This window comes from Bacillus cereus group sp. MYBK14-1, from assembly GCF_051916885.1.
Lineage (GTDB): Bacteria > Bacillota > Bacilli > Bacillales > Bacillaceae_G > Bacillus_A > Bacillus_A cereus.
The window spans coordinates 588,541-608,166 of record NZ_JBQAHM010000002.1; the positions used below are offsets into that span (position 1 = coordinate 588,541).

Below are 19,626 nucleotides of genomic sequence, written 5' to 3' on the forward strand. Positions count from 1 at the left end.
TTCAACCTTTATTTTGAATGCGATAAAAAAGGCTCCTATAATAGGAGCCTTCACAATCTCTTAAGAATATGTTTCTTCTTTCTGTACTTGCTCATTTACAAGCTCTTTCAGTAACTCTATAATTTCATCATTTTCTTCCTTCAAACCGACAGTAATACGAATACCATCATCGATACCAAATGCAGCACCAGAACGAACGATATATCCTTTTTTCATTAATCGTTCGAAAGCTTCATTACCTGGTATACCGAGTTTTAAGAAAATGAAATTTGTTTGAGATGGATAATAGAATACGTTATATTCTTTACAAAATGCATAATACTGATTTAAACCTTCAGCATTCTTTTGCACACAATCTTGTAAAAAAGCTTGATCTTCTAATGCAGCGAGTGCTACAGATTGGGCTACAGTTGATGTATTGAATGGTAACCTAGCTACTTCTAGCTGTCCAATTAACTTCGCATCCCCAATCGCATATCCGATACGAAAAGCAGCTAAACCATATGCTTTTGAAAACGTGCGTAAAACCATAAGATTTTCATACTTTTCAAGAAGTGGTAATGTTTGCGGATAGTCTTCTGCTTCCGCGTATTCATAATATGCTTCGTCCATAATAACGAGAGCCGACTTAGGAACTGATTCTAAAAATGAAAGTAATTTTTGTTTCTCAACATATGTACCTGTTGGATTATTCGGATTACAAATCCATACAATTTTCGTTTTCTCATCTACTTGCTCTAGCATTGCATCTAAATCGTGAATACCATCTTTAAGTGATACTTCACGAACTTCTGCTCCTTCAATAACAGCATGGTGATGATATTGTGAAAACGTAGGATTCGCCATTACAACGTTTGTTCCTTCATGTAGTAACGCTCGGCTAATCATTTGAATGACTTCATCTAATCCACTACCAAATAGTAGTTGTTCTGCTTTTACACCTAAATGTTCCGCTATTTTTGTCCGAAGTTCAAAGGCATATCCATCTGGATAAAGGGCATATTGGCTCGCTAAAGAAGTTAATGCTTCTGTCACACGTGCTGAGCAACCGAATGGATTTTCGTTGGATGCTAATTTCACAATTTTTGATAAACCATATTCTCGTTTTACTTCTTCAATGTTTTTCCCAGGCACATACGCTCTCAAAGTTAACAATTGCTCTTTCACTCTCATTTTTCTTCCCCCAGTCATTTCATTCAATTTGATTACAATACGGTTATAGCCCCTTACTGTAATCTTTTGTCATAACCGTCACTATTACGAGAATACCTCTAAATGAGCACTTCACAGCACTTCGCTATCATTTTAAACCATATCTTTTTGAAATGCCTCTAACGCAATATGAACAGTCTCATCTGAAATAGATACGACATTCACTACCCCATATTCCTGCATAAGCACCATATGAATTGCTCCTGCATTTGCTTTCTTATCTTGTTTCATCAATTGAACGAGGCGCTCTACATTCAAATCTCCTGGCATTTTTGGATAGCCGTATTTCAAGAACCACTGCTTCATATCTTCATAAGCAAGATCAACCTTGTACACTTGCTCACTTAAAAATATGGCGAATAACATTCCAACCGCTACACCGTCACCGTGAGTAATATTTCCATACCCTAGCTCTTTTTCAAGAGCATGTCCTAACGTATGTCCAAAATTCAAATGAGCACGTACACCCTTCTCTGTTTCATCTTGTGACACAACATTTGCCTTTACAGGAATCGCCTTCGTTAATATATGGATTAACTTCTCATCATGAAGATCCGCTAATGTTTGCACTTCTTCTTTTAACCAATGGTATAGCTCCACATCACCGATAAGAGCATGCTTTATCACCTCTGCATAACCTGAACGCCACTCTTTTTCAGGAAGAGACTGTAAAAACGGTGTATGATATACAACTGCTTCTGGCTGATGGAATGCACCAATCATATTTTTACCTAACGGATGGTTAATCGCTACTTTCCCACCCACTGCGCTATCGTGCGCTAATAAAGTTGTCGGAACCTGCACAAAGCGAATACCACGCATAAACGATGCAGCAACAAAACCAGCTAAATCTCCAATCATTCCGCCTCCAAGTGCAAGAATTAAAGAATTTCTATCTAATTTATTTTCAAGAGCTGACGTATGAGCCGCATAGAAATTTTCGAAAGACTTCTCTTTTTCGCCACTTGGTACAACAAACGAAAACACGTGCTGCTCTACTTGTAATGCATCGATAACTGTCTGTAAATGTAGTGATGCAACAGCTTCATCTGAAATAATCATTACGTTAGATACCGCTGGCTGCATATTCTGAACGATCGTTGTTAAGTTTGACAACACTTCTTTACCAACATGTACATCATATTCTTTTGATTTCGTTTGAATATGTATGTTTCCCATTAAAATCCCCTCGCATATTCATTATGTTTCTCAATATTTTCACGAATTAGTTCCATACGATCTAATCCGAATTGTTCTATTAAAGCTGTCGCTAATTCCCAAGCCACAACCGCTTCTGCAACGACACTAGCTGCTGGCACTGCACAACTATCTGAACGTTCAATGCTCGCTGTAAAAGGCTCTTTCGTATCAATATCTACACTTTGAAGAGGTTTATAAAGTGTAGGTATCGGTTTCATCACACCGCGCACAACAATTGGCATTCCAGTCGTCATACCGCCTTCTAATCCACCTGCATTATTTGTTCTTCGTGTATATCCATGCTCCTCATTCCACAGAATTTCATCATGAACTTCACTTCCTGGTCTATGCGCTGCTTCAAAACCAATTCCAATCTCGACACCTTTAAAAGCATTAATACTCATAATTGCAGCTGCTAATTTCGCATCCAGTTTTCGATCATAATGCACGTAGCTACCTACTCCAATTGGCATCCCTTCCACAATTACTTCAACGATTCCACCAATTGAATCACCATTTGCTTTCGCATCATCAATCGCTTTCATCATTTGGTTACCAGCTTCGTCATCTAAGCAACGTACAGGAGATGCTTCGGTAATACTCTTTAATTCTTCAATTGAACTATACGTAATCTCCTTAGCTTGTACACCGCCAATTTCAATTACATGGCCCGCTACTTTAATACCAAGTTCTGCTAACACCTTTTTAGCAACCGCACCAGCAGCAACACGCACCGTCGTTTCGCGCGCTGACGAACGTTCCAGTACATTCCTCATATCTCTATGACCATATTTAATCGCACCATTTAAATCAGCATGCCCAGGCCTTGGTTTTGTCACTTTCCTTTTCATCTCTTTTTCTTCTTGCTCAGTTAAAGGCTCCGCCCCCATAATTTTTGTCCAGTGTGCAAAATCACGATTTTCAACAACAAGTGCAATAGGGGAACCTAATGTTTCTCCATGTCTAACACCACTTAAAATTTGCACTTGATCCGTTTCAATTTGCATGCGTCTACCGCGCCCATATCCCTTTTGCCTTCTAGCTAACTCTTCGTTTATATCATCTGCTACTAAAGACAATCCTGCCGGAACACCTTCTATAATCGTTGTAAGTTGTGGACCATGAGATTCACCAGCTGTAATATATCGCATACGTTATTCCTCTTTTCGTATATGTATTTATCTCACTATATTAACTTTTATCATTCTAAAAATATTAAAGAAATTATATCATAAACCGACCATTTTCTTATTCTATATTTCCGATAGTCCTAATTTAAATATCAACATATCATAACAGTTCAAACTTCGTAACTAACTGAAAATAAAAAAAGTGCAAGAAGAATACCCCTATTCTCCTTGCACTTTTTACTATTATCACAGTGATTAAAGCGTTTACAAATTATTTCAAAATAATTAGTAAATCCATTCATTCATTAATTTTGAGTAGTCAACTAATTCTTCTTCTTTAAAGAAAATAGCAATCTCGCGCTCTGCGCTTTCTAAAGAATCAGAACCATGGATAATGTTTTTCGCAACAGTTACACCGAAATCTCCACGAATTGTTCCAGGAGCTGCTTCATGTGGTCTTGTTTTCCCCATCATGTTACGAGCTGTATCTACTACACCTTCACCTTGCCATACCATTGCGAATACAGGTCCAGATGTAATAAAGTCTACTAACTCACCAAAGAAAGGTTTTTCCTTATGCTCAGCGTAGTGTTGTCCAGCAATTTCTGGAGTGACTTGCATTAATTTTGCACCAACTAATTGAAAGCCTTTTTTCTCAAAACGAGCTACAATTTCCCCAATGAAGGCACGTTGTACACCGTCTGGTTTTACCATTAGAAATGTTTTTTCCATAAAAAATCTCTCCACTTCTGAATTATGTATGTAATTGTATATCCCCACACACATATTATCACCCTTATCACAATTGTGCAATAGTTTTGAAATAGAGAGATTATTTTATTTTTTAGAATAAACCTTAAAATTTTCGTTTTCCAATATACTTTGCAACATTTTGTAATGCGTACTTTGCTTTTCCACGTGGGAGTGGTTTTATTATTTCTAAAGCTTTATGTAAATAACGTTCACTAAACGCAAATGCTTGATCAATTGCTGTACTATTTTTTACAGCATCAATAATTTCTTGCATTTCACTTGCTGTTGAATTTTCATGTACAGATGTGATTTTCTGACGAAGTACGGGATCTTCCATCGCATATAAAGCAGGAAGTGTAATATTCCCTTGTAGTAAATCCCCACCAGCAGGTTTTCCAAGTTTCTCTTCTGTAGAAACGAAGTCTAAAATGTCATCAATAATTTGATAAGACATTCCTACAAAATACCCATACCAAAATAGACGATTTACCGTATCACGATTAGCACCAGCAGCAATCGCTCCCAATTGACAACTCGCGGCAATTAATAATGCTGTTTTTCGCTTTATTCTTCTTAAATACGTTCTTAAATTTTGGTCATAATTGTATTTATCTTTAATTTGTTCAATTTCACCTTTACAGACTTCTAAAATAGTATGTGATAACGCTTGATGTGCCTCTGGAATTTCGATATTGGTTATACATTCAAGAGACTTAGCGAACAGATAGTCCCCTGTATACATCGCAATACGATCTCCCCATTTCGCATTCACAGTCGCACTGCCGCGTCGTAAAAATGCAGCATCAATAACATCATCGTGAACAAGAGAAGCCATATGAATAAGTTCTAACGCAACAGCAACATGCTTAATCGCATCTAACTTATAATCTCCAAATTTCCCTGCAAGCAACACAAATACAGGACGAATTCGTTTCCCACCAGCTTCAATAAGCTGTAATGCTGCCTCTTCTACTAATGGCTGTTCAGAAGCGACTGTCTTTTTTAATTCTTTTTCTATCACATTAATATCCGATCGTAAAAAAGAGTACATAAGTTGTAACTTCATATTGTTCACCTTAACCTAAAACTTCTTTTTTCTATTTTGATTCTGGTTTAATTCCTAAATGCATTGCTGCTACCCCAAAAGTAAATGGTTTCACTTGCACACGTTCAAGTCCAGCTTGCTCAAACATTTGAGCCAATTCTTTCATCCCTGGGAACGTACTAGCAGATTCTTGAAGCCATGAATATTCTTTATAACTTTTCGCAAACATCTTTCCAAATAACGGCATGATATATTTAAAGTATAAAATATACCCTTGTCGAAAACCAATCATTGTTGGTTGAGATGTTTCTAAACAGATTACTTTTCCACCTGGTTTTACTACACGCGTCATTTCTTTTAATACGTGCATATAATCCGGTACGTTACGTAAACCAAACCCAATCGTCACATAATCAAACGTATTATCTTCAAACGGAAGTTCCATTGCATTCCCATGTAGAAGTTCTACTTGTTTTAATTGTAACGCCTCTACCTTTTGCTTACCAACAGATAACATATTTTCACTGAAGTCTAAGCCAACAACCTTTCCTTGCTCACCTACGGCTCCAGCTAGCGCAATTGTCCAATCTGCGGTTCCACAGCATACATCAAGCGCTTGACTGCCTGGTTGTACATCCATAATTCGCATCGTTTCTTTCCGCCACGCTTTATGTCTTTGAAAACTAATTACAGAATTCATCACATCGTATTTATCAGAAATCTTTTCAAATACGTCATGTACTCTTTCTTCTTTTGATTGTTGCATGCTCGTACCTTCTTCCAATGTAAAATTGCTTATGTCTTCTATTTATTCCTTAACACAGAATTTATTTCATTTATGTCTGTGTGATTTTCTAAAAATTGTTTTTCTTTCTTTCTCAATTCCTTCATCCAACCATTAATCACTACTTCTGCTTTATCCCCTAAAGCATCTTGCATAGCTTGAAAAACAGGTGAATGTTGCTTATCAGCATACAATTGAATTTCTTTTTGAAGGCGATTTCCACCTAATACGTATGTGATAAATGGCTTCCAATGTGATAACTGAAAATGATCACATGTTTTTTGAAGGAGCGCAGACTCAATCGTTACTATGCTTTTCATTATGTCATCCGTCGTTTCATGCGCTTTTTGGTATAACATAATTTTGTGTTCATTTATCTCTTTAATTCCTTCAGCAAGTGCACGAATTAAAACAATATCACGATTCATAGACAATAAATAATAATATAGTCCACTATAGTAATCGCCTGCAAGTACTGTTAATTGACGACATTTATGGAATTCAATCTCTTCCTCGCCTGCTTTATTTGATACCCTTTCATGCGTATCAAGCGCAATTTGTACAAGCATAATTGTTACTACGTAATGCTCAATTTGTTCTATATGTAAGTTTGCACTCTTTAAAGCACCATATAACAATGCTATCTTTTCTTCATCAATAAATGGTTCTTCAATATAGTTTATAAAATAAGGATGGCGTAATTTCTCCATCAATTTTTCTTTTATACCCGCATACCCTCCGTAGATGTCACACACAAAAAATCACCCTTGTTTTCTAATTCATAAAACTTATTATAACACATACACTCTATTTTCTATAACCAAAACTTGGCTACACCTACCATTCATGTAAGCAATCTTTCTAATCTCACTCTGTCTAGTTAAAACTATATCATTTATTTACTAAAAAAAAAAAGAAAAGCAGTTTCCCGCTTTTCTTTACTTCGTTTTAATAAACGATAAAATTTCACTGCGCGCTGCAGCATCATTTTCAAGCACACCACGCACTGCTGTCGTTACTGTTTTCGCACCTGGTTTTTTCACACCACGCATCGTCATACACATATGTTCTGCTTCTACTACTACCATTACACCATGAGGCTCTAGTACTTCCATAATAGAGTTCGCTACTGTTGATGTAATACGTTCTTGCAGTTGTGGGCGACGTGCAATTGTATCTACGGTACGAGCTAATTTACTTAACCCTGTTACCTTTCCACCTTGCGGAATATATGCAACGTGAGCAACTCCATAGAATGGTACTAAATGATGCTCACACATCGAATAAAATGGTATATCTTTTACTAGTACAAGCTCTTCGTGATCTTCTCCGAATACTTTATGCAAATGCTCTTTCGGATCTTCATGCATACCTGAGAACACTTCTGCGTACATTTTTGCAACACGCTTTGGTGTATCAAGTACTCCCTCACGATTTGGGTCATCCCCAATCGCCTCTAAAATAAGGCGTACTGCATGTTCAATTTGTTCTAAATTAACTTTTGCCATCCGCTAGCCCTCCCGAAAACCTAAAAGTGATACGAACACATTCTAGCATATTTATGTTTTTAAAAGCAAAAAGAAGAGTTCCCAAAAAGGAAACTCTTCTTCCCTGTTAATATGTAAGGATTATTTAACCGCATCTTTTAACGCTTTACCAGGTTTGAATGCAGGTACTTTACTTGCAGCGATTTCAATCTCCTCACCTGTTTGTGGGTTACGACCTTTACGAGCCGCACGCTCACGAACTTCGAAGTTACCGAATCCGATCAGTTGTACTTTATCACCTTGTTTTAAAGCTTCTAAGATAGAATCAAAAACAGCGTCTACTGCTTTTGTTGCGTCCTTTTTAGAAAGGGAACTTGCTTCTGCAACAGCATTGATTAAATCTGTCTTGTTCATGCCATTCACCTCCTCCCAAAGATAAGACTGTATAATGATCATAAAATGAGTCTTACTTTCATTTGTAGGCAATTTTTGCAAATTCTATACTACAAAGATGTAGATAAATCATTATCAACGCCTATATTATACGATTCTCCTTTATAATTCAATATTTTTAAGGAAATTGTTACTCTTAAAATGTGAAAATCTGATGAAACTTGACAATTTACAACAATGTATTAGATAATGACTGTTTATTTTTCTATTTTATAATCAAAAAAAACAAAAAATCCCTCTACAATGAGAGGGATTTTTTCTTATAGTATAATCGCAATTAATCCGCCAGATCCTTCATTAATAATTCTTTCTAGCGTTTCTTTTAATTTATATCTAGCATTTTCTGGCATTAAAGATAATTTCGCCTGAATTCCTTCTCGAACAATCGAGCTAAGTGAACGTCCAAATATATCAGAATTCCAAATTGATAACGGGTCATCTTCAAAATCTTGCATTAAATAACGAACTAATTCTTCACTTTGCTTTTCAGTACCAATAATCGGCTCAAACGTTGACTCTACATCTACTTTAATCATATGAATAGATGGCGCTACCGCTTTTAACTTCACACCAAACCTTGAACCGTGACGAATAATTTCTGGCTCATCTAAGCTCATATCCGCTAATGCAGGTGCTGCTACACCATATCCTGTTTGCTTAACCATACGCAGTGCATCCGCCACTTGATCGTACTCTATTTTCGCATGAGATAAATCGAGCATAAGCTTTAACAAATGATCTTTCCCTCGAATTTCTACTCCTACTACTTCTTTTAAAATCTGATCATATAATTCATCTGGCGCATATAAATCAATCTCCGCCACACCTTGCCCCATATCAATGCCAGCTAGGCTCGCTCGATCAATAAATTCATATTGACTAAACTGCCAAACAACGCGATCCACATCACGAAGACGTTTTATATCCTTCACAGTTTCTTGAACTGCTTCTTGATAACTTTGACGCAACCAATGCCCTTCATTTAGCACCATTACCCAACTCGGAAGGTTCACATTCACTTCTAATACAGGGAATTCAAATAGCGCTTCACGAAGTACATTATATACATCTGTTTCTCTTAAACTCTCCACACTCATTGCAATAACCGGGATATCATATTCTTCTGATAAACTTTGGCGTAATTGCTCTGTATCTGGATGATACGGCTGTACCGTATTAATTATCATAATGAAAGGTTTTCCTACTTCTTTCAACTCATTTACAACGCGTTCTTCTGCCTCTATATAATCTCTTCTTGGAATTTCACCAATTGTTCCATCTGTTGTAATTACAACACCAATTGTTGAATGTTCTTGAATTACTTTACGCGTGCCGATTTCTGCAGCTTCATGGAATGGAATAGGTTCTTCATACCAAGGGGTATTAATCATACGCGGGCCATTCTCATCTTCATAGCCCTTCGCTCCAGGAACCGTATATCCAACACAATCTACTAATCGAATATTCACTTCAAGTCCTTCATCTACTTCGATAGAAACCGCTTGGTTTGGAACAAACTTCGGTTCCGTCGTCATAATTGTACGACCAGCAGCACTTTGAGGCAATTCATCCTGCGCTCTTTGACGGTCAGACTCATTCTCAATATTTGGAATAACTACAAGTTCCATAAATTTTTTAATGAATGTTGATTTCCCTGTTCGAACAGCTCCTACAACTCCAAAATAAATATCACCGCCTGTTCGTTCTGCAATATCTTTAAAAATATCTACCTTTTCCAAGTGATTCCCTCCCTCAAAATTTTTGGGAATAATTCCGCGTTTATAGTCAACTAATACCTTCTCTAACGTTGCCTATAATATCTGATATAATATAATGGTATTCTAGAAGTTCGGACAATATATCATATAATTTTGTCCAATTTCATATGACTATTAAAAAATATCTTTTGTTTGCATCGTAAGTTGTATAACATAAAAAACCTTTCTTCTAGAACTTATTCACTAAAAGAAAGGTTCATGACTTATCATTTTAAAAAAATTGGTTCTCCGTCCTTTACTGTGTACGGTAAAGAATAAGCTGGTACAAACGGGGAACCTTTCGAAAGTATATTTCGAATATCTTCTCCCTCTGTAAACTGCCCTTCATTTTTTTTCAAAGCGTCATATAGGTCGATTCTATAATCAACAAAAACTTCTCCTTTTTCATTAATTACAAAAGGAAGTCCTTTACCAGAATATGGGCTTGTCACTTGTGGCACATCTTTATATCCTAGTTTTTTGAAATCCAATTCATATACACCATCTGAAATTACTTTTTTAAAAGGTGGATATTGATGTTCATCACGATACATCCTAAGCTTTAAAGATAGTTCCTGAATTTGTTCAGCCATCCTAACATCAATTAACTTTACTGTCGGATTTGTTTCAACGTCTATTAATACGTATTGATATACTCCTCCACTTTCATACGCATTCCCTGGCGCTTCTTGTATGTAACGCGGGGCAATCTGTTGAAAATCGATTGGATACTTTTGATAAATAGGTGTACTCATATCCCTCGTCTTAATTGGCAATATCCCATCATTTTGCTCCTTAAATGTCACAACAGCTTTTTGAACAACCTGTAGCTGATCTTCATAAGGAACCGCATTTTGCTTCATATTTTCTTTCGGATACAGACACCCCGTTAAAAGGCTCATACAACAAAATATTAAAATAATATGGAATTTTTTCACTAGCATCACCTTTTCATACTAATCTAATTTGCTCCGTATGTAGTATTTTCGAGACCATTCCATTTACTGCTGTACAGGTCCACTAAATACAACAAGAAAAATAACAATTCCTGACACAATCATAAGGGTGTACGCTACTAACGCTGTAATCCCTTTCAAAAATTTATTCTTTATTCTATGTCTACTTAATAAAATAAAACTTACTGCAAAAAACATAAATCCAATTGCCCCTAAAGCCAGCCACATTTTCATAAGCCCTTCTGACATATACACACCCCTTTTTATCAATCTATTTTTATACTATTTTAACAAATTAAAATCTTTAAACAAATACAAAAAGAACATTTTACTACAAATCGCGAGTATGTAACTTTAATCAATAGGTTTTCCAGCATTTCTCACCAATCTAGGCAAAAATAAAACCGAAGCGATTGTATCTCTCGCTTCGGTTGACCAAATATGCCCAAAAACAGCTCTATTCCCATTCTTTCATGGCTATCATATGCAATCTCCAAACTCTTTGTTTCTCATAATTTATTTTTTAAACATTTTGCTTAACGAACCAAAATCTGTTGGCATATTATTATTAATAATCGCTTTTACAATTTGATCCTCTTGCTCTTTCGGCACTTCACGTCCCGCCATAAGAGCCACTTGATGAATTAATTGACGAAGTACAGTTTCATCACGTAAATTCGCATTTTGCACGGATGATGCTAATTTAAAAATATCCTCTTTATTTACTTTCGCTTCCTTCTCAATATTATTAAAAATATTATTATCCATTCTTTTCACCCTCTCCTCAAGTTACTCTTCATCCTATGCAAAAATGAAAAAATGGTGAAAAGACCCAAAAAATAAAAAAGCGACAGAAGTACAAATGTACTTCTGTCGCTTTTCTTTACAGTAAATCAGGTATAGCTTCCACTTCATGTTTTCGAACACGTCCCATCAATGAGCCTACTGCATCTTTTACGTTATTCCCATTGAACAGCACGTCATATAAAGCAGCTGTAATCGGCATTTCAACTTCCATTTTCTCTGCCAATTCATGAGCAGCTTTCGTTGTTCTTACACCTTCCACAACCATACCCATGCTTTCTAACACTTCTTCTAAAGAGTGTCCTTTTCCAAGCATATTTCCAGCGCGCCAATTTCGGCTATGAACACTTGTACAAGTTACAATTAAGTCTCCCATACCAGTTAGACCAGCAAACGTTAACGGATTCCCGCCCATTTTTCTTCCTAAACGAGCAATCTCTGTTAAACCACGTGTCATCAATGCCGCCTTTGCATTATCACCTAATCCAAGACCATCAGTTATACCAGCAGCTAATGCGATAATATTTTTTAACGCACCACCAAGTTCAACTCCAACGATATCTGGATTTGTGTATACACGAAAATAACTATTCATAAATAAATCTTGTACTTCCTCAGCCGCTTCCATACGCTTTGCTGCAGACGTAACTGTTGTCGCTTGTCGTAAACCGACTTCTTCAGCATGACTCGGTCCAGACAGTACAACAACATCTTTAATTAAGTGCTCTGGAATTTCTTCCTCAATCACTTCCGAAATACGTTTTGACGTACCAGGTTCAATTCCTTTGCTCGCATGAATCCAAGTAATTGGTTCAGTAACAATTTCTTTCATCTCTTGTAATACATCTCTGTACGCTTTCGTTGGTACTACTAGCAGTACTGTATTTACATCTACTAATGCTTCTTCTAAAGAAGAGTAGGCTACGATTGTGCTTGGCAATGTAATGCCTGGGAGATATCGACTATTCTCATGTTTCGTATTAATTTCATCCATAAGTTCTGGGCGATTTCCCCAAATACGTACATCATGTCCATTGTCAGCTAATACCATCGCTAACGCTGTTCCCCAGCTACCTGCTCCTACTACTGTGATTTTTGTCATAAAATCACATCCTCTCCATTAGTCTCTTGCTCTAGCGATAATGTGAATCGGCGTTCCTACGAAGCCAAATGATTCACGTAAGCGATTCTTTAAGAAACGCTCATATGAGAAGTGCAATAATTCTGGATCGTTTACAAACACAACAAATGTCGGTGGTTTTACCGCAACTTGTGTTGCATAGAAAATTTTCAGACGGCTACCATTATGAGTTGGCGTCGGATTCATCGCTACCGCATCCATAATTACATCGTTTAATACGTTCGTTTGAATACGGATACTATGACTTTCATTTACCTCATCGATAACCGGTATTAATGTTTGTGTACGTTTTCTCGTTTTTGCAGATAAGAAAACAATTGGTGCGTATTCTAAGAATTGGAAATGAGCACGGATATTTTCTTCAAATGCTTTCATTGTTTTTTCGTCTTTTTTCACTGCATCCCATTTATTTACAACGATAACAACAGCTCGCCCTGAATCATGAGCATATCCAGCGATTTTTTTATCTTGCTCAATAATTCCTTCTTCACCATCTAAAACGACTAAAACAACGTCAGAACGTTCAATCGCTCTTAGCGCACGAAGTACACTATATTTTTCTGTACTTTCATACACTTTTCCTTTTTTACGCATACCAGCTGTATCAATAATTACATAATCTTTTCCATCTTTACTATATGGTGTATCGACAGCATCACGAGTTGTTCCTGCTACATTACTAACAATTACACGCTCTTGACCAAGAAGAGCATTTACAAGTGATGATTTCCCTACGTTTGGACGTCCAATTAAAGAGAAACGAATTGTGTCTTCATCATATCCGTCTTCTTCAATCTTTGGAAAATGTTGTGCAGCTTCGTCTAGTAAGTCACCTAACCCTAATCCGTGTGTACCTGAAATTGGGAATGGTTCGCCAAATCCTAATGCATAAAAGTCATAAATGTCACTGCGCATTTCCGGATTGTCCACTTTATTTACTGCAAGTACAACCGGTTTATTTGAACGATATAAAATTTTTGCAACTTCTTCATCAGCTGCTGTTACACCGTCACGACCGTTTGTCATAAAAATGATAACATCCGCTTCATCAATTGCTACTTCAGCTTGTTGACGAATTTGTGTCAAAAACGGCTCGTCTCCAATATCAATTCCGCCCGTATCAATAATGTTAAATTCATGATTTAACCATTCTCCAGCGCTATAAATACGATCGCGCGTTACACCTGGAATATCTTCTACGATTGAAACTCTTTCTCCAACAATTCTATTGAAAATAGTAGATTTCCCTACGTTCGGGCGACCTACTATCGCTATTACTGGTTTCGGCATATACTTTCATCCTTTCAACTTGCTTCTGTTTATTATGTAAAAAACCCTTCTTTGTGCAAGAAGGGATTTGCATTCCAGAATATTTCTCAACGTATCAAAACACCTCACATTATAACACACGTTGCTAATGTTTCACAATAATATATACATTCTCTTGTAAGCGATGTGCAATACCATCTAAAATTGCTTCTAAATTATTTGCAACAAATTCTAGTTCCTCCGTCGATTCGCAAACGAATAAAGGAGCACCACCTGCAAATTTTTCTGGAGTCGTTGTTATAACTGCCAGAATAACACTTTCTAACATCATCTCTTATCTCCCCTTCCTTTTGGGGCTTCCGATGACATATGGACAGCACTTTCTAACGTTGGTACATTTCCTATGACACCTATCGCTTTCTCTGCATCTTGATCTTGCGGCAGGACAAAAATCCCAACCCTGCCATCCTCTAAATCACGCTTTGCTAACGGTACAAGCGCTGGTGTACCAGAATCTCTATAAATCCCTAACGCTACTGAAACATCGTGTAAAATAGCTTGTCGTTGCCCTAAATTTGAGATTGTAACCATCGCATCAATTGATTTCGGCTTTAAAATAAAACCCATACCATATTTCATAATTTCTTCTTGTCTTGCTGGCAATCCAATATTCATAATGTAAATATTGTCAATATAAAGCCCTGCTCCTTCAAAACGAAGCGGAACGTGCTCAATTTCAACAAGATCATGTAGCCTTTTACCAGACATTAATTTTTTCGCGATAAAAAATGCGATTATAGCCATAATTACTCCTGCAATCCATGAACGGAATCCTATATACGCAAACGTCGTTGCAAACGACGTTAACATTGCCAAATAGTTGCGACTTTCAAAAACCAATGCAATTCCTTCAATGTATGTATTTCCACGCGGTACGAGCTCATACCCATCTAATTGTTGAAGCGTATTTCTTTCCATATTACGTACATCACGAAATTGTGTCGCTGCTAATGTAAGAAATGTAATGGCAGAAAAATCTTTTTTCAAAATAGACGGGATTGCAATCGCTCCTAAAGCAGCTGCAATTAACCCCATTGCAATATGAATAATTTTCCCATGTAGCCTCGTCGGATATTGCCGCGTATCCGTCCGAAGCATTAGCACCCTTGTAACTGTCCCCGCTATTACGCCGCATAAAATGGCTGGTGTATATTCAGTCATGTATTACCCTCGCCTTTCTTTTACGTGTTTTTCTCTTAAACCGTTCCATGTATACTGATGCTTTTGCAATCCAAAACAATATTGCCATGAATAATGTAGAAATGGCGACGATATCAAAAAATGCTAAACTACCGTAATCATATGGAAAATTCAATTTCCTAAAAATAAATGTCACTAGCAGCTCTCCTTGTAACATCCCTACATATAGAGAACATAATCGTAATATGCGATCCCCATGCAATAACACCGATGCATACACAAGAGCACTACTTAGCAGAAACACTCTATCCACCACAATCCAAATCGGATCATATATTTCTAACAGATGAAAACTTGTATATAACATTGCAATAATAAGTGCCGAAAGTAAGCTATACAATTTTTTCCAGACGGAATATAGCGTGATCCCTATAAAAGAAATAATACAAAGTAAAAGAGCATTTACTGATATCACGAATGAGGCAATCGTTACATGTAACGGAGAGCAAATTATAAAAATCAGTATACAAGCGCCTAACTTCCATCGGATAGGGTCCTTTTTCATAAAAAAGGTTACAATGATCCACCCTATCCAAGCTACAAAATAAAAAGTACTTCCATCCATCAACTTCACCTCCTATGTTTTCCATTATGGGAACTTTTTATGAAAGTTAATCCACTTTATTTACGCATAGTTTTTTCTTATAACAGCAACACTTTTAACAAGGAGGTGTTATTCATTATGGGTAAAGATCGCCAAGAACGAAAACTACGAGAATCACGCCGCGTTGAATCCGATCGTGATCAATCACTACAATATCCAGGTGCAACTGGACTTGATACACCAGAACAGGCTCGAAAACAAAACCAGCACTAATTAATACAAAAAGACGGTTTCTATATTGTACGAAACCGTCTTTTACATAATCAGTTTAATGATTTCTATTTATATCGAAATAATATTTCGCATACTATATCCTCCCATTACTTCTTTTTACCTTCACCTATTCCCATTAAAAATTAAGTTCTCTCCAGTAATTCGACAACACACCATCTACATTTTTCAACCCTTTTTCAATTACAATTTTTACGAAATGATATTTTTATATAATACTAATTCCATTCTCCACTTTATATTACGAAAAAGAATAGAACAAAAAAAAATCAACCGAATGGTTGATTTTTTATCTCCTACTATAATGCGCAGTATCAATACCACGCTGCATTAACCAATGATATGTTTCACCCTTTACAACAAGAGGTACAGATTGCAACTCTTCTATCGTCTTCGCACCAAGAGCTGTCATTATAAATTTCAAATCTGTATGTAGAAGCTCAATTTCATCTACTAACTTCTCGATACCATCTTGCATTAAAATACGTAAAAAATAACCAGCAAACGCAGTTGTATTCGCCCCTAATGCGATTGCTTTCGCTACGTCAAGCGCTGTTTGTATACCCCCAGATGCAATAAAAGAGAGGTTATTATTTGTAGAGGTTGCTTCAATAATCGAGGTTGCTGTTTGTATGCCCCAGTTATTAAAATAAGAAAGCATTCGCTGTCTTCTTTCGTTTTCAACAGCAGCAAAATTCGTACCACCTTGCCCACCAATATCAATTGCTGTTACACCTACGTTCACTAACTGTTGCATTGTTTCCTTACTCATCCCAAATCCAACTTCTTTTACAATGATAGGAACTTTACTATTTAAAACAATTTTCTCAATGCGCTGAAGTACTCCAGTAAAATCACGGTCTCCTTCTGGCATCGTTAACTCTTGTATGACATTTAAATGAATTTGTAATGCATTCGCTTCAATCATATCAACGGCGCGCTCTGCCTGCTCGATAGTTGCCTCACTACCTAAATTAGCAAAGAAAATACCATTTGGGTTTACCTTTCTAATCACCTTATAAGAAGCAGCTTCACTTTCATCTTTTAACGCCGCCATTTGCGAACCTACAGCCATAGCAAGGTTATGATGTTTCGCTACATATGCTAATTGCTCATTAATATGTAACGTTTTCTCTCCTCCACCACCAGTCATCGCATTGATAAAAATCGGCGAACTTAGTGAAAGTTCGCCGATTTTTGTTTCACATGTTATTGTGTCATAATTTGAATTTGGCAAGCTTTGATGCACAAAATCAATATCATGAAAGCCATGCGTACGAGACTGACCAGTAGAAAGAGCGTATTCAATATGATCTAATTTACGTTTTGCCCTTACCACTTGTACCCCTCATTATTTCTTTAATTTTTTCAGTTGTTCACCAATAATATCACTTAATTGGAAAGTAGCAGAATCAGCATTTGGCTCATACTGACTATAATCTTCAGTTACATTATTTTCCTCAAGCGCTTCTTTTATACTTAAAGAAATACGTTTCTCTGCTACGTGAACTTCAAGTACTTTCACTTTTACTTCTTGTCCCATTTCCAATACTTCATTCGGATTTTTCACGTGACGATTTGCAATTTGAGATACGTGTACAAGCCCTTCAACGCCCGGTAAAATCTCAACGAATGCACCAAATGTAACAAGGCGTTTTACTACTCCCTCACGAATATCTCCAGCTTTTATTTCGCCAGCAACGTTTTCCCAAGGTCCTGGTTGAGCTGCTTTAATTGATAAAGAAATACGTTGTGTATCAGCATCAACAGATAACACCTTTACCTTAACCTTTTGACCTTGCTCTAACACTTCAGAAGGTTGCTCTACACGTTCGTGTGAAATTTGTGAAATGTGAACTAAACCGTCCACTCCACCAACGTTAACGAATGCGCCAAAGTCAGTTAATCGTTGTACTGTTCCTTCAACAACGTCCCCTTCTTTTAATGAAGAAATTGCTTCTTTTTTCTTAGAATCTAGTTCTAATTCTACTACCGCTTTATGCGAAAGGATTACACGATTTTTTTCACGGTCTAATTCAACAATTTTCACCGCTAATGTTTTACCTTTATAGTCAGTAAAGTCTTCTACATAATGTACTTCTACAAGTGAAGCTGGAATAAAACCGCGAACACCAAGGTCCACAACTAATCCGCCATTCACAATATCTTTTACAGTAACATCAAATACATGACCAGAAGTAAATTTCTCTTGTAGTTCTACCCATGCTTTTTCTGCATCAACAGCACGTTTAGATAAGACAAGATCATCTTCTTCTAATTTAATAATTTTCAACTCTAGTGTTTGATCTAATTCTACAACATCGCTTGCTTTTTCAATATGAACGTTAGCTAATTCACTAATTGGAATTACGCCATCTGTTTTGTATCCAACATTTACAAGCACTTGTTTCTCTTCAACCTTCGTTACAGAACCTGTAACAACGTCACCAACTTGTAATTCTTTTGAATCCATAACTTCTTCATTCATTTTCTCTACCATGGAAATACCTCCCTACAGAATTGACAAAGCATTTTTTATGTATATACGAAATGAAAACAAAGTTTTCATTTGCATGTTTAAGAATTTCTCATCACATACTCTTTTTCAATAACATTCACAAGAAAATATATTAAACCTATATAAATAGTATACAGCAAAACCAGCTTGAAAAAAGTATGTTTTGAAATATAATAGCGAATATATTCTGACAGTTTTATTCCTCTTTAACTAACTTCTTACAAATCAGCTCATTTGTCAAGGAAAGAGACTCACAATTCACGTATCCTTTACATTTCTATTTAAACAAAAAAAGAAAGAGGACTATCCCCTTTCTTTATTTCGCAAACACTCCAGAAACAATGCTCATAATTTTTTGGACAACTTCTTCAATTGATAAAGAAGTCGTATCTAATTCCAATGCATCATCAGCCTTTTTTAGTGGAGAAACTTCGCGTTCTGAATCTAATTTATCACGCTGAGCAATTTCTTCTTTTAGCTGCTCTAAATTAGAATCGAAACCTTTATTTAAATTTTCTAAATGTCTTCTTTCCGCTCTTTCTTCAACAGAAGCAAGCATAAAGATTTTCACTTCAGCATCCGGTAATACATGTGTACCAATATCACGGCCGTCCATTACAACGCCGCCTTTTTTCGCTAACTCTTGCTGACGACGTACCATTTCTTCACGAACAAGGCGATGTTTCGCTACAATAGATACTCGATTCGTCACATCAGGTGTACGAATTACTTCAGAAACATCTTGTCCATTTAAAAATACAAGCTGTGTATTTTCTCCTTGCTGAAACTCAATATTTACATTCTTTACAACTTCCATTAACTGCTCTTCATTTTCAATGTCTACTTTTTGTTCAAGGGCTGCATATGTAAGCGTACGGTACATTGCGCCTGTATCAATATAAACGTAAGAAAGTTCCTTCGCAACAACTTTTGCCACTGTACTTTTCCCAGCAGCTGCTGGACCATCTATAGCAATTGAAATTCGTTTATCCATTGTAACACCTCATTTTTTCACTTATAAA

Annotated in this window: 22 protein-coding genes; 1 reads left to right on the top strand and 21 read right to left on the bottom strand. The window is 36.5% G+C overall.

Annotated elements, in window-relative coordinates:
• Positions 1-60: 60 nt before the first annotated feature.
• The 18 genes from hisC to ACTFR3_RS09095 form a co-directional block, all read right to left on the bottom strand.
• The gene (gene hisC / locus ACTFR3_RS09010; RefSeq protein WP_001264019.1) at positions 61-1,173 is read right to left on the bottom strand and encodes a histidinol-phosphate transaminase; all 1,113 of its coding nucleotides are present in this window, start codon (positions 1,171-1,173) and stop codon (positions 61-63) included.
• A 132-nt stretch (positions 1,174-1,305) separates the two neighbouring features.
• Positions 1,306-2,391, bottom strand: coding sequence for a 3-dehydroquinate synthase (gene aroB / locus ACTFR3_RS09015; protein WP_000526819.1), 1,086 nt, complete (start codon positions 2,389-2,391; stop codon positions 1,306-1,308).
• Complete coding sequence (gene aroC, locus ACTFR3_RS09020; protein ID WP_001269384.1) at positions 2,391-3,563, bottom strand: chorismate synthase; 1,173 nt, start codon at positions 3,561-3,563, stop codon at positions 2,391-2,393. Before aroC ends, aroB begins: the two co-directional genes overlap by 1 nt.
• A gap of 264 nt (positions 3,564-3,827) precedes the next feature.
• Positions 3,828-4,274: a nucleoside-diphosphate kinase gene (ndk, locus tag ACTFR3_RS09025; RefSeq protein WP_000415883.1), complete on the bottom strand. Its 447-nt coding sequence runs from the start codon at positions 4,272-4,274 to the stop codon at positions 3,828-3,830.
• 124 nt (positions 4,275-4,398) lie between these two features.
• The gene (gene hepT, locus ACTFR3_RS09030) at positions 4,399-5,361 is read right to left on the bottom strand and encodes a heptaprenyl diphosphate synthase component II (RefSeq protein WP_000776077.1); all 963 of its coding nucleotides are present in this window, start codon (positions 5,359-5,361) and stop codon (positions 4,399-4,401) included.
• Positions 5,362-5,392: 31 nt separating this feature from the next.
• Complete coding sequence (menG, locus tag ACTFR3_RS09035) at positions 5,393-6,106, bottom strand: 2-heptaprenyl-1,4-naphthoquinone methyltransferase (protein ID WP_001187674.1); 714 nt, start codon at positions 6,104-6,106, stop codon at positions 5,393-5,395.
• Positions 6,107-6,144: 38 nt separating this feature from the next.
• Positions 6,145-6,879: a heptaprenyl diphosphate synthase component 1 gene (locus ACTFR3_RS09040; RefSeq protein WP_000332847.1), complete on the bottom strand. Its 735-nt coding sequence runs from the start codon at positions 6,877-6,879 to the stop codon at positions 6,145-6,147.
• Between the two features lie 183 nt (positions 6,880-7,062).
• A complete protein-coding gene (gene folE, locus ACTFR3_RS09045) occupies positions 7,063-7,632 on the bottom strand; it encodes a GTP cyclohydrolase I FolE (RefSeq protein WP_001151482.1) in 570 nt (189 codons plus the stop codon).
• 120 nt (positions 7,633-7,752) lie between these two features.
• The gene (locus tag ACTFR3_RS09050; protein WP_001043860.1) at positions 7,753-8,025 is read right to left on the bottom strand and encodes an HU family DNA-binding protein; all 273 of its coding nucleotides are present in this window, start codon (positions 8,023-8,025) and stop codon (positions 7,753-7,755) included.
• 299 nt (positions 8,026-8,324) lie between these two features.
• Positions 8,325-9,803 carry a stage IV sporulation protein A gene (spoIVA, locus tag ACTFR3_RS09055; RefSeq protein ID WP_000416519.1) on the bottom strand — a complete coding sequence of 493 codons (1,479 nt, stop codon included), beginning with the start codon at positions 9,801-9,803 and terminating at the stop codon, positions 8,325-8,327.
• 245 nt (positions 9,804-10,048) lie between these two features.
• A complete protein-coding gene (locus ACTFR3_RS09060; protein WP_000713407.1) occupies positions 10,049-10,759 on the bottom strand; it encodes a hypothetical protein in 711 nt (236 codons plus the stop codon).
• A 63-nt stretch (positions 10,760-10,822) separates the two neighbouring features.
• Positions 10,823-11,026, bottom strand: a complete 204-nt coding sequence (locus ACTFR3_RS09065; protein WP_001289008.1) for a DUF2768 domain-containing protein — start codon at positions 11,024-11,026, stop codon at positions 10,823-10,825.
• 267 nt (positions 11,027-11,293) lie between these two features.
• Entirely contained in the window at positions 11,294-11,545 is a 252-nt protein-coding gene (locus tag ACTFR3_RS09070; RefSeq protein ID WP_000369754.1) for a stage VI sporulation protein F, read from the bottom strand.
• A 115-nt stretch (positions 11,546-11,660) separates the two neighbouring features.
• On the bottom strand, positions 11,661-12,683 hold the full coding sequence (locus ACTFR3_RS09075; RefSeq protein ID WP_000161763.1) for an NAD(P)H-dependent glycerol-3-phosphate dehydrogenase: 1,023 nt from the start codon (positions 12,681-12,683) through the stop codon (positions 11,661-11,663).
• An 18-nt stretch (positions 12,684-12,701) separates the two neighbouring features.
• The gene (gene der, locus ACTFR3_RS09080) at positions 12,702-14,012 is read right to left on the bottom strand and encodes a ribosome biogenesis GTPase Der (protein ID WP_001125893.1); all 1,311 of its coding nucleotides are present in this window, start codon (positions 14,010-14,012) and stop codon (positions 12,702-12,704) included.
• 124 nt (positions 14,013-14,136) lie between these two features.
• On the bottom strand, positions 14,137-14,322 hold the full coding sequence (locus ACTFR3_RS09085; protein ID WP_000979059.1) for a capping complex subunit for YIEGIA: 186 nt from the start codon (positions 14,320-14,322) through the stop codon (positions 14,137-14,139).
• Positions 14,319-15,212: a YIEGIA family protein gene (locus ACTFR3_RS09090; protein WP_000141596.1), complete on the bottom strand. Its 894-nt coding sequence runs from the start codon at positions 15,210-15,212 to the stop codon at positions 14,319-14,321. Before ACTFR3_RS09090 ends, ACTFR3_RS09085 begins: the two co-directional genes overlap by 4 nt.
• On the bottom strand, positions 15,205-15,816 hold the full coding sequence (locus tag ACTFR3_RS09095) for a YphA family membrane protein (RefSeq protein WP_440044367.1): 612 nt from the start codon (positions 15,814-15,816) through the stop codon (positions 15,205-15,207). Before ACTFR3_RS09095 ends, ACTFR3_RS09090 begins: the two co-directional genes overlap by 8 nt.
• A gap of 117 nt (positions 15,817-15,933) precedes the next feature.
• Between ACTFR3_RS09095 and ACTFR3_RS09100 the strand changes: the two genes are divergently transcribed.
• Complete coding sequence (locus tag ACTFR3_RS09100; protein ID WP_000513900.1) at positions 15,934-16,068, top strand: YpzI family protein; 135 nt, start codon at positions 15,934-15,936, stop codon at positions 16,066-16,068.
• A gap of 307 nt (positions 16,069-16,375) precedes the next feature.
• Here the strand turns inward: ACTFR3_RS09100 and ACTFR3_RS09105 are convergent, their stop codons facing one another.
• From ACTFR3_RS09105 to cmk, 3 genes are all read right to left on the bottom strand, one after another.
• Positions 16,376-17,425, bottom strand: a complete 1,050-nt coding sequence (locus tag ACTFR3_RS09105; RefSeq protein ID WP_000251036.1) for a type 2 isopentenyl-diphosphate Delta-isomerase — start codon at positions 17,423-17,425, stop codon at positions 16,376-16,378.
• Positions 17,426-17,437: 12 nt separating this feature from the next.
• Complete coding sequence (rpsA, locus tag ACTFR3_RS09110) at positions 17,438-18,586, bottom strand: 30S ribosomal protein S1 (protein ID WP_000229559.1); 1,149 nt, start codon at positions 18,584-18,586, stop codon at positions 17,438-17,440.
• A gap of 334 nt (positions 18,587-18,920) precedes the next feature.
• Positions 18,921-19,598 carry a (d)CMP kinase gene (cmk, locus tag ACTFR3_RS09115; protein ID WP_000361252.1) on the bottom strand — a complete coding sequence of 226 codons (678 nt, stop codon included), beginning with the start codon at positions 19,596-19,598 and terminating at the stop codon, positions 18,921-18,923.
• Positions 19,599-19,626: the final 28 nt, after the last annotated feature.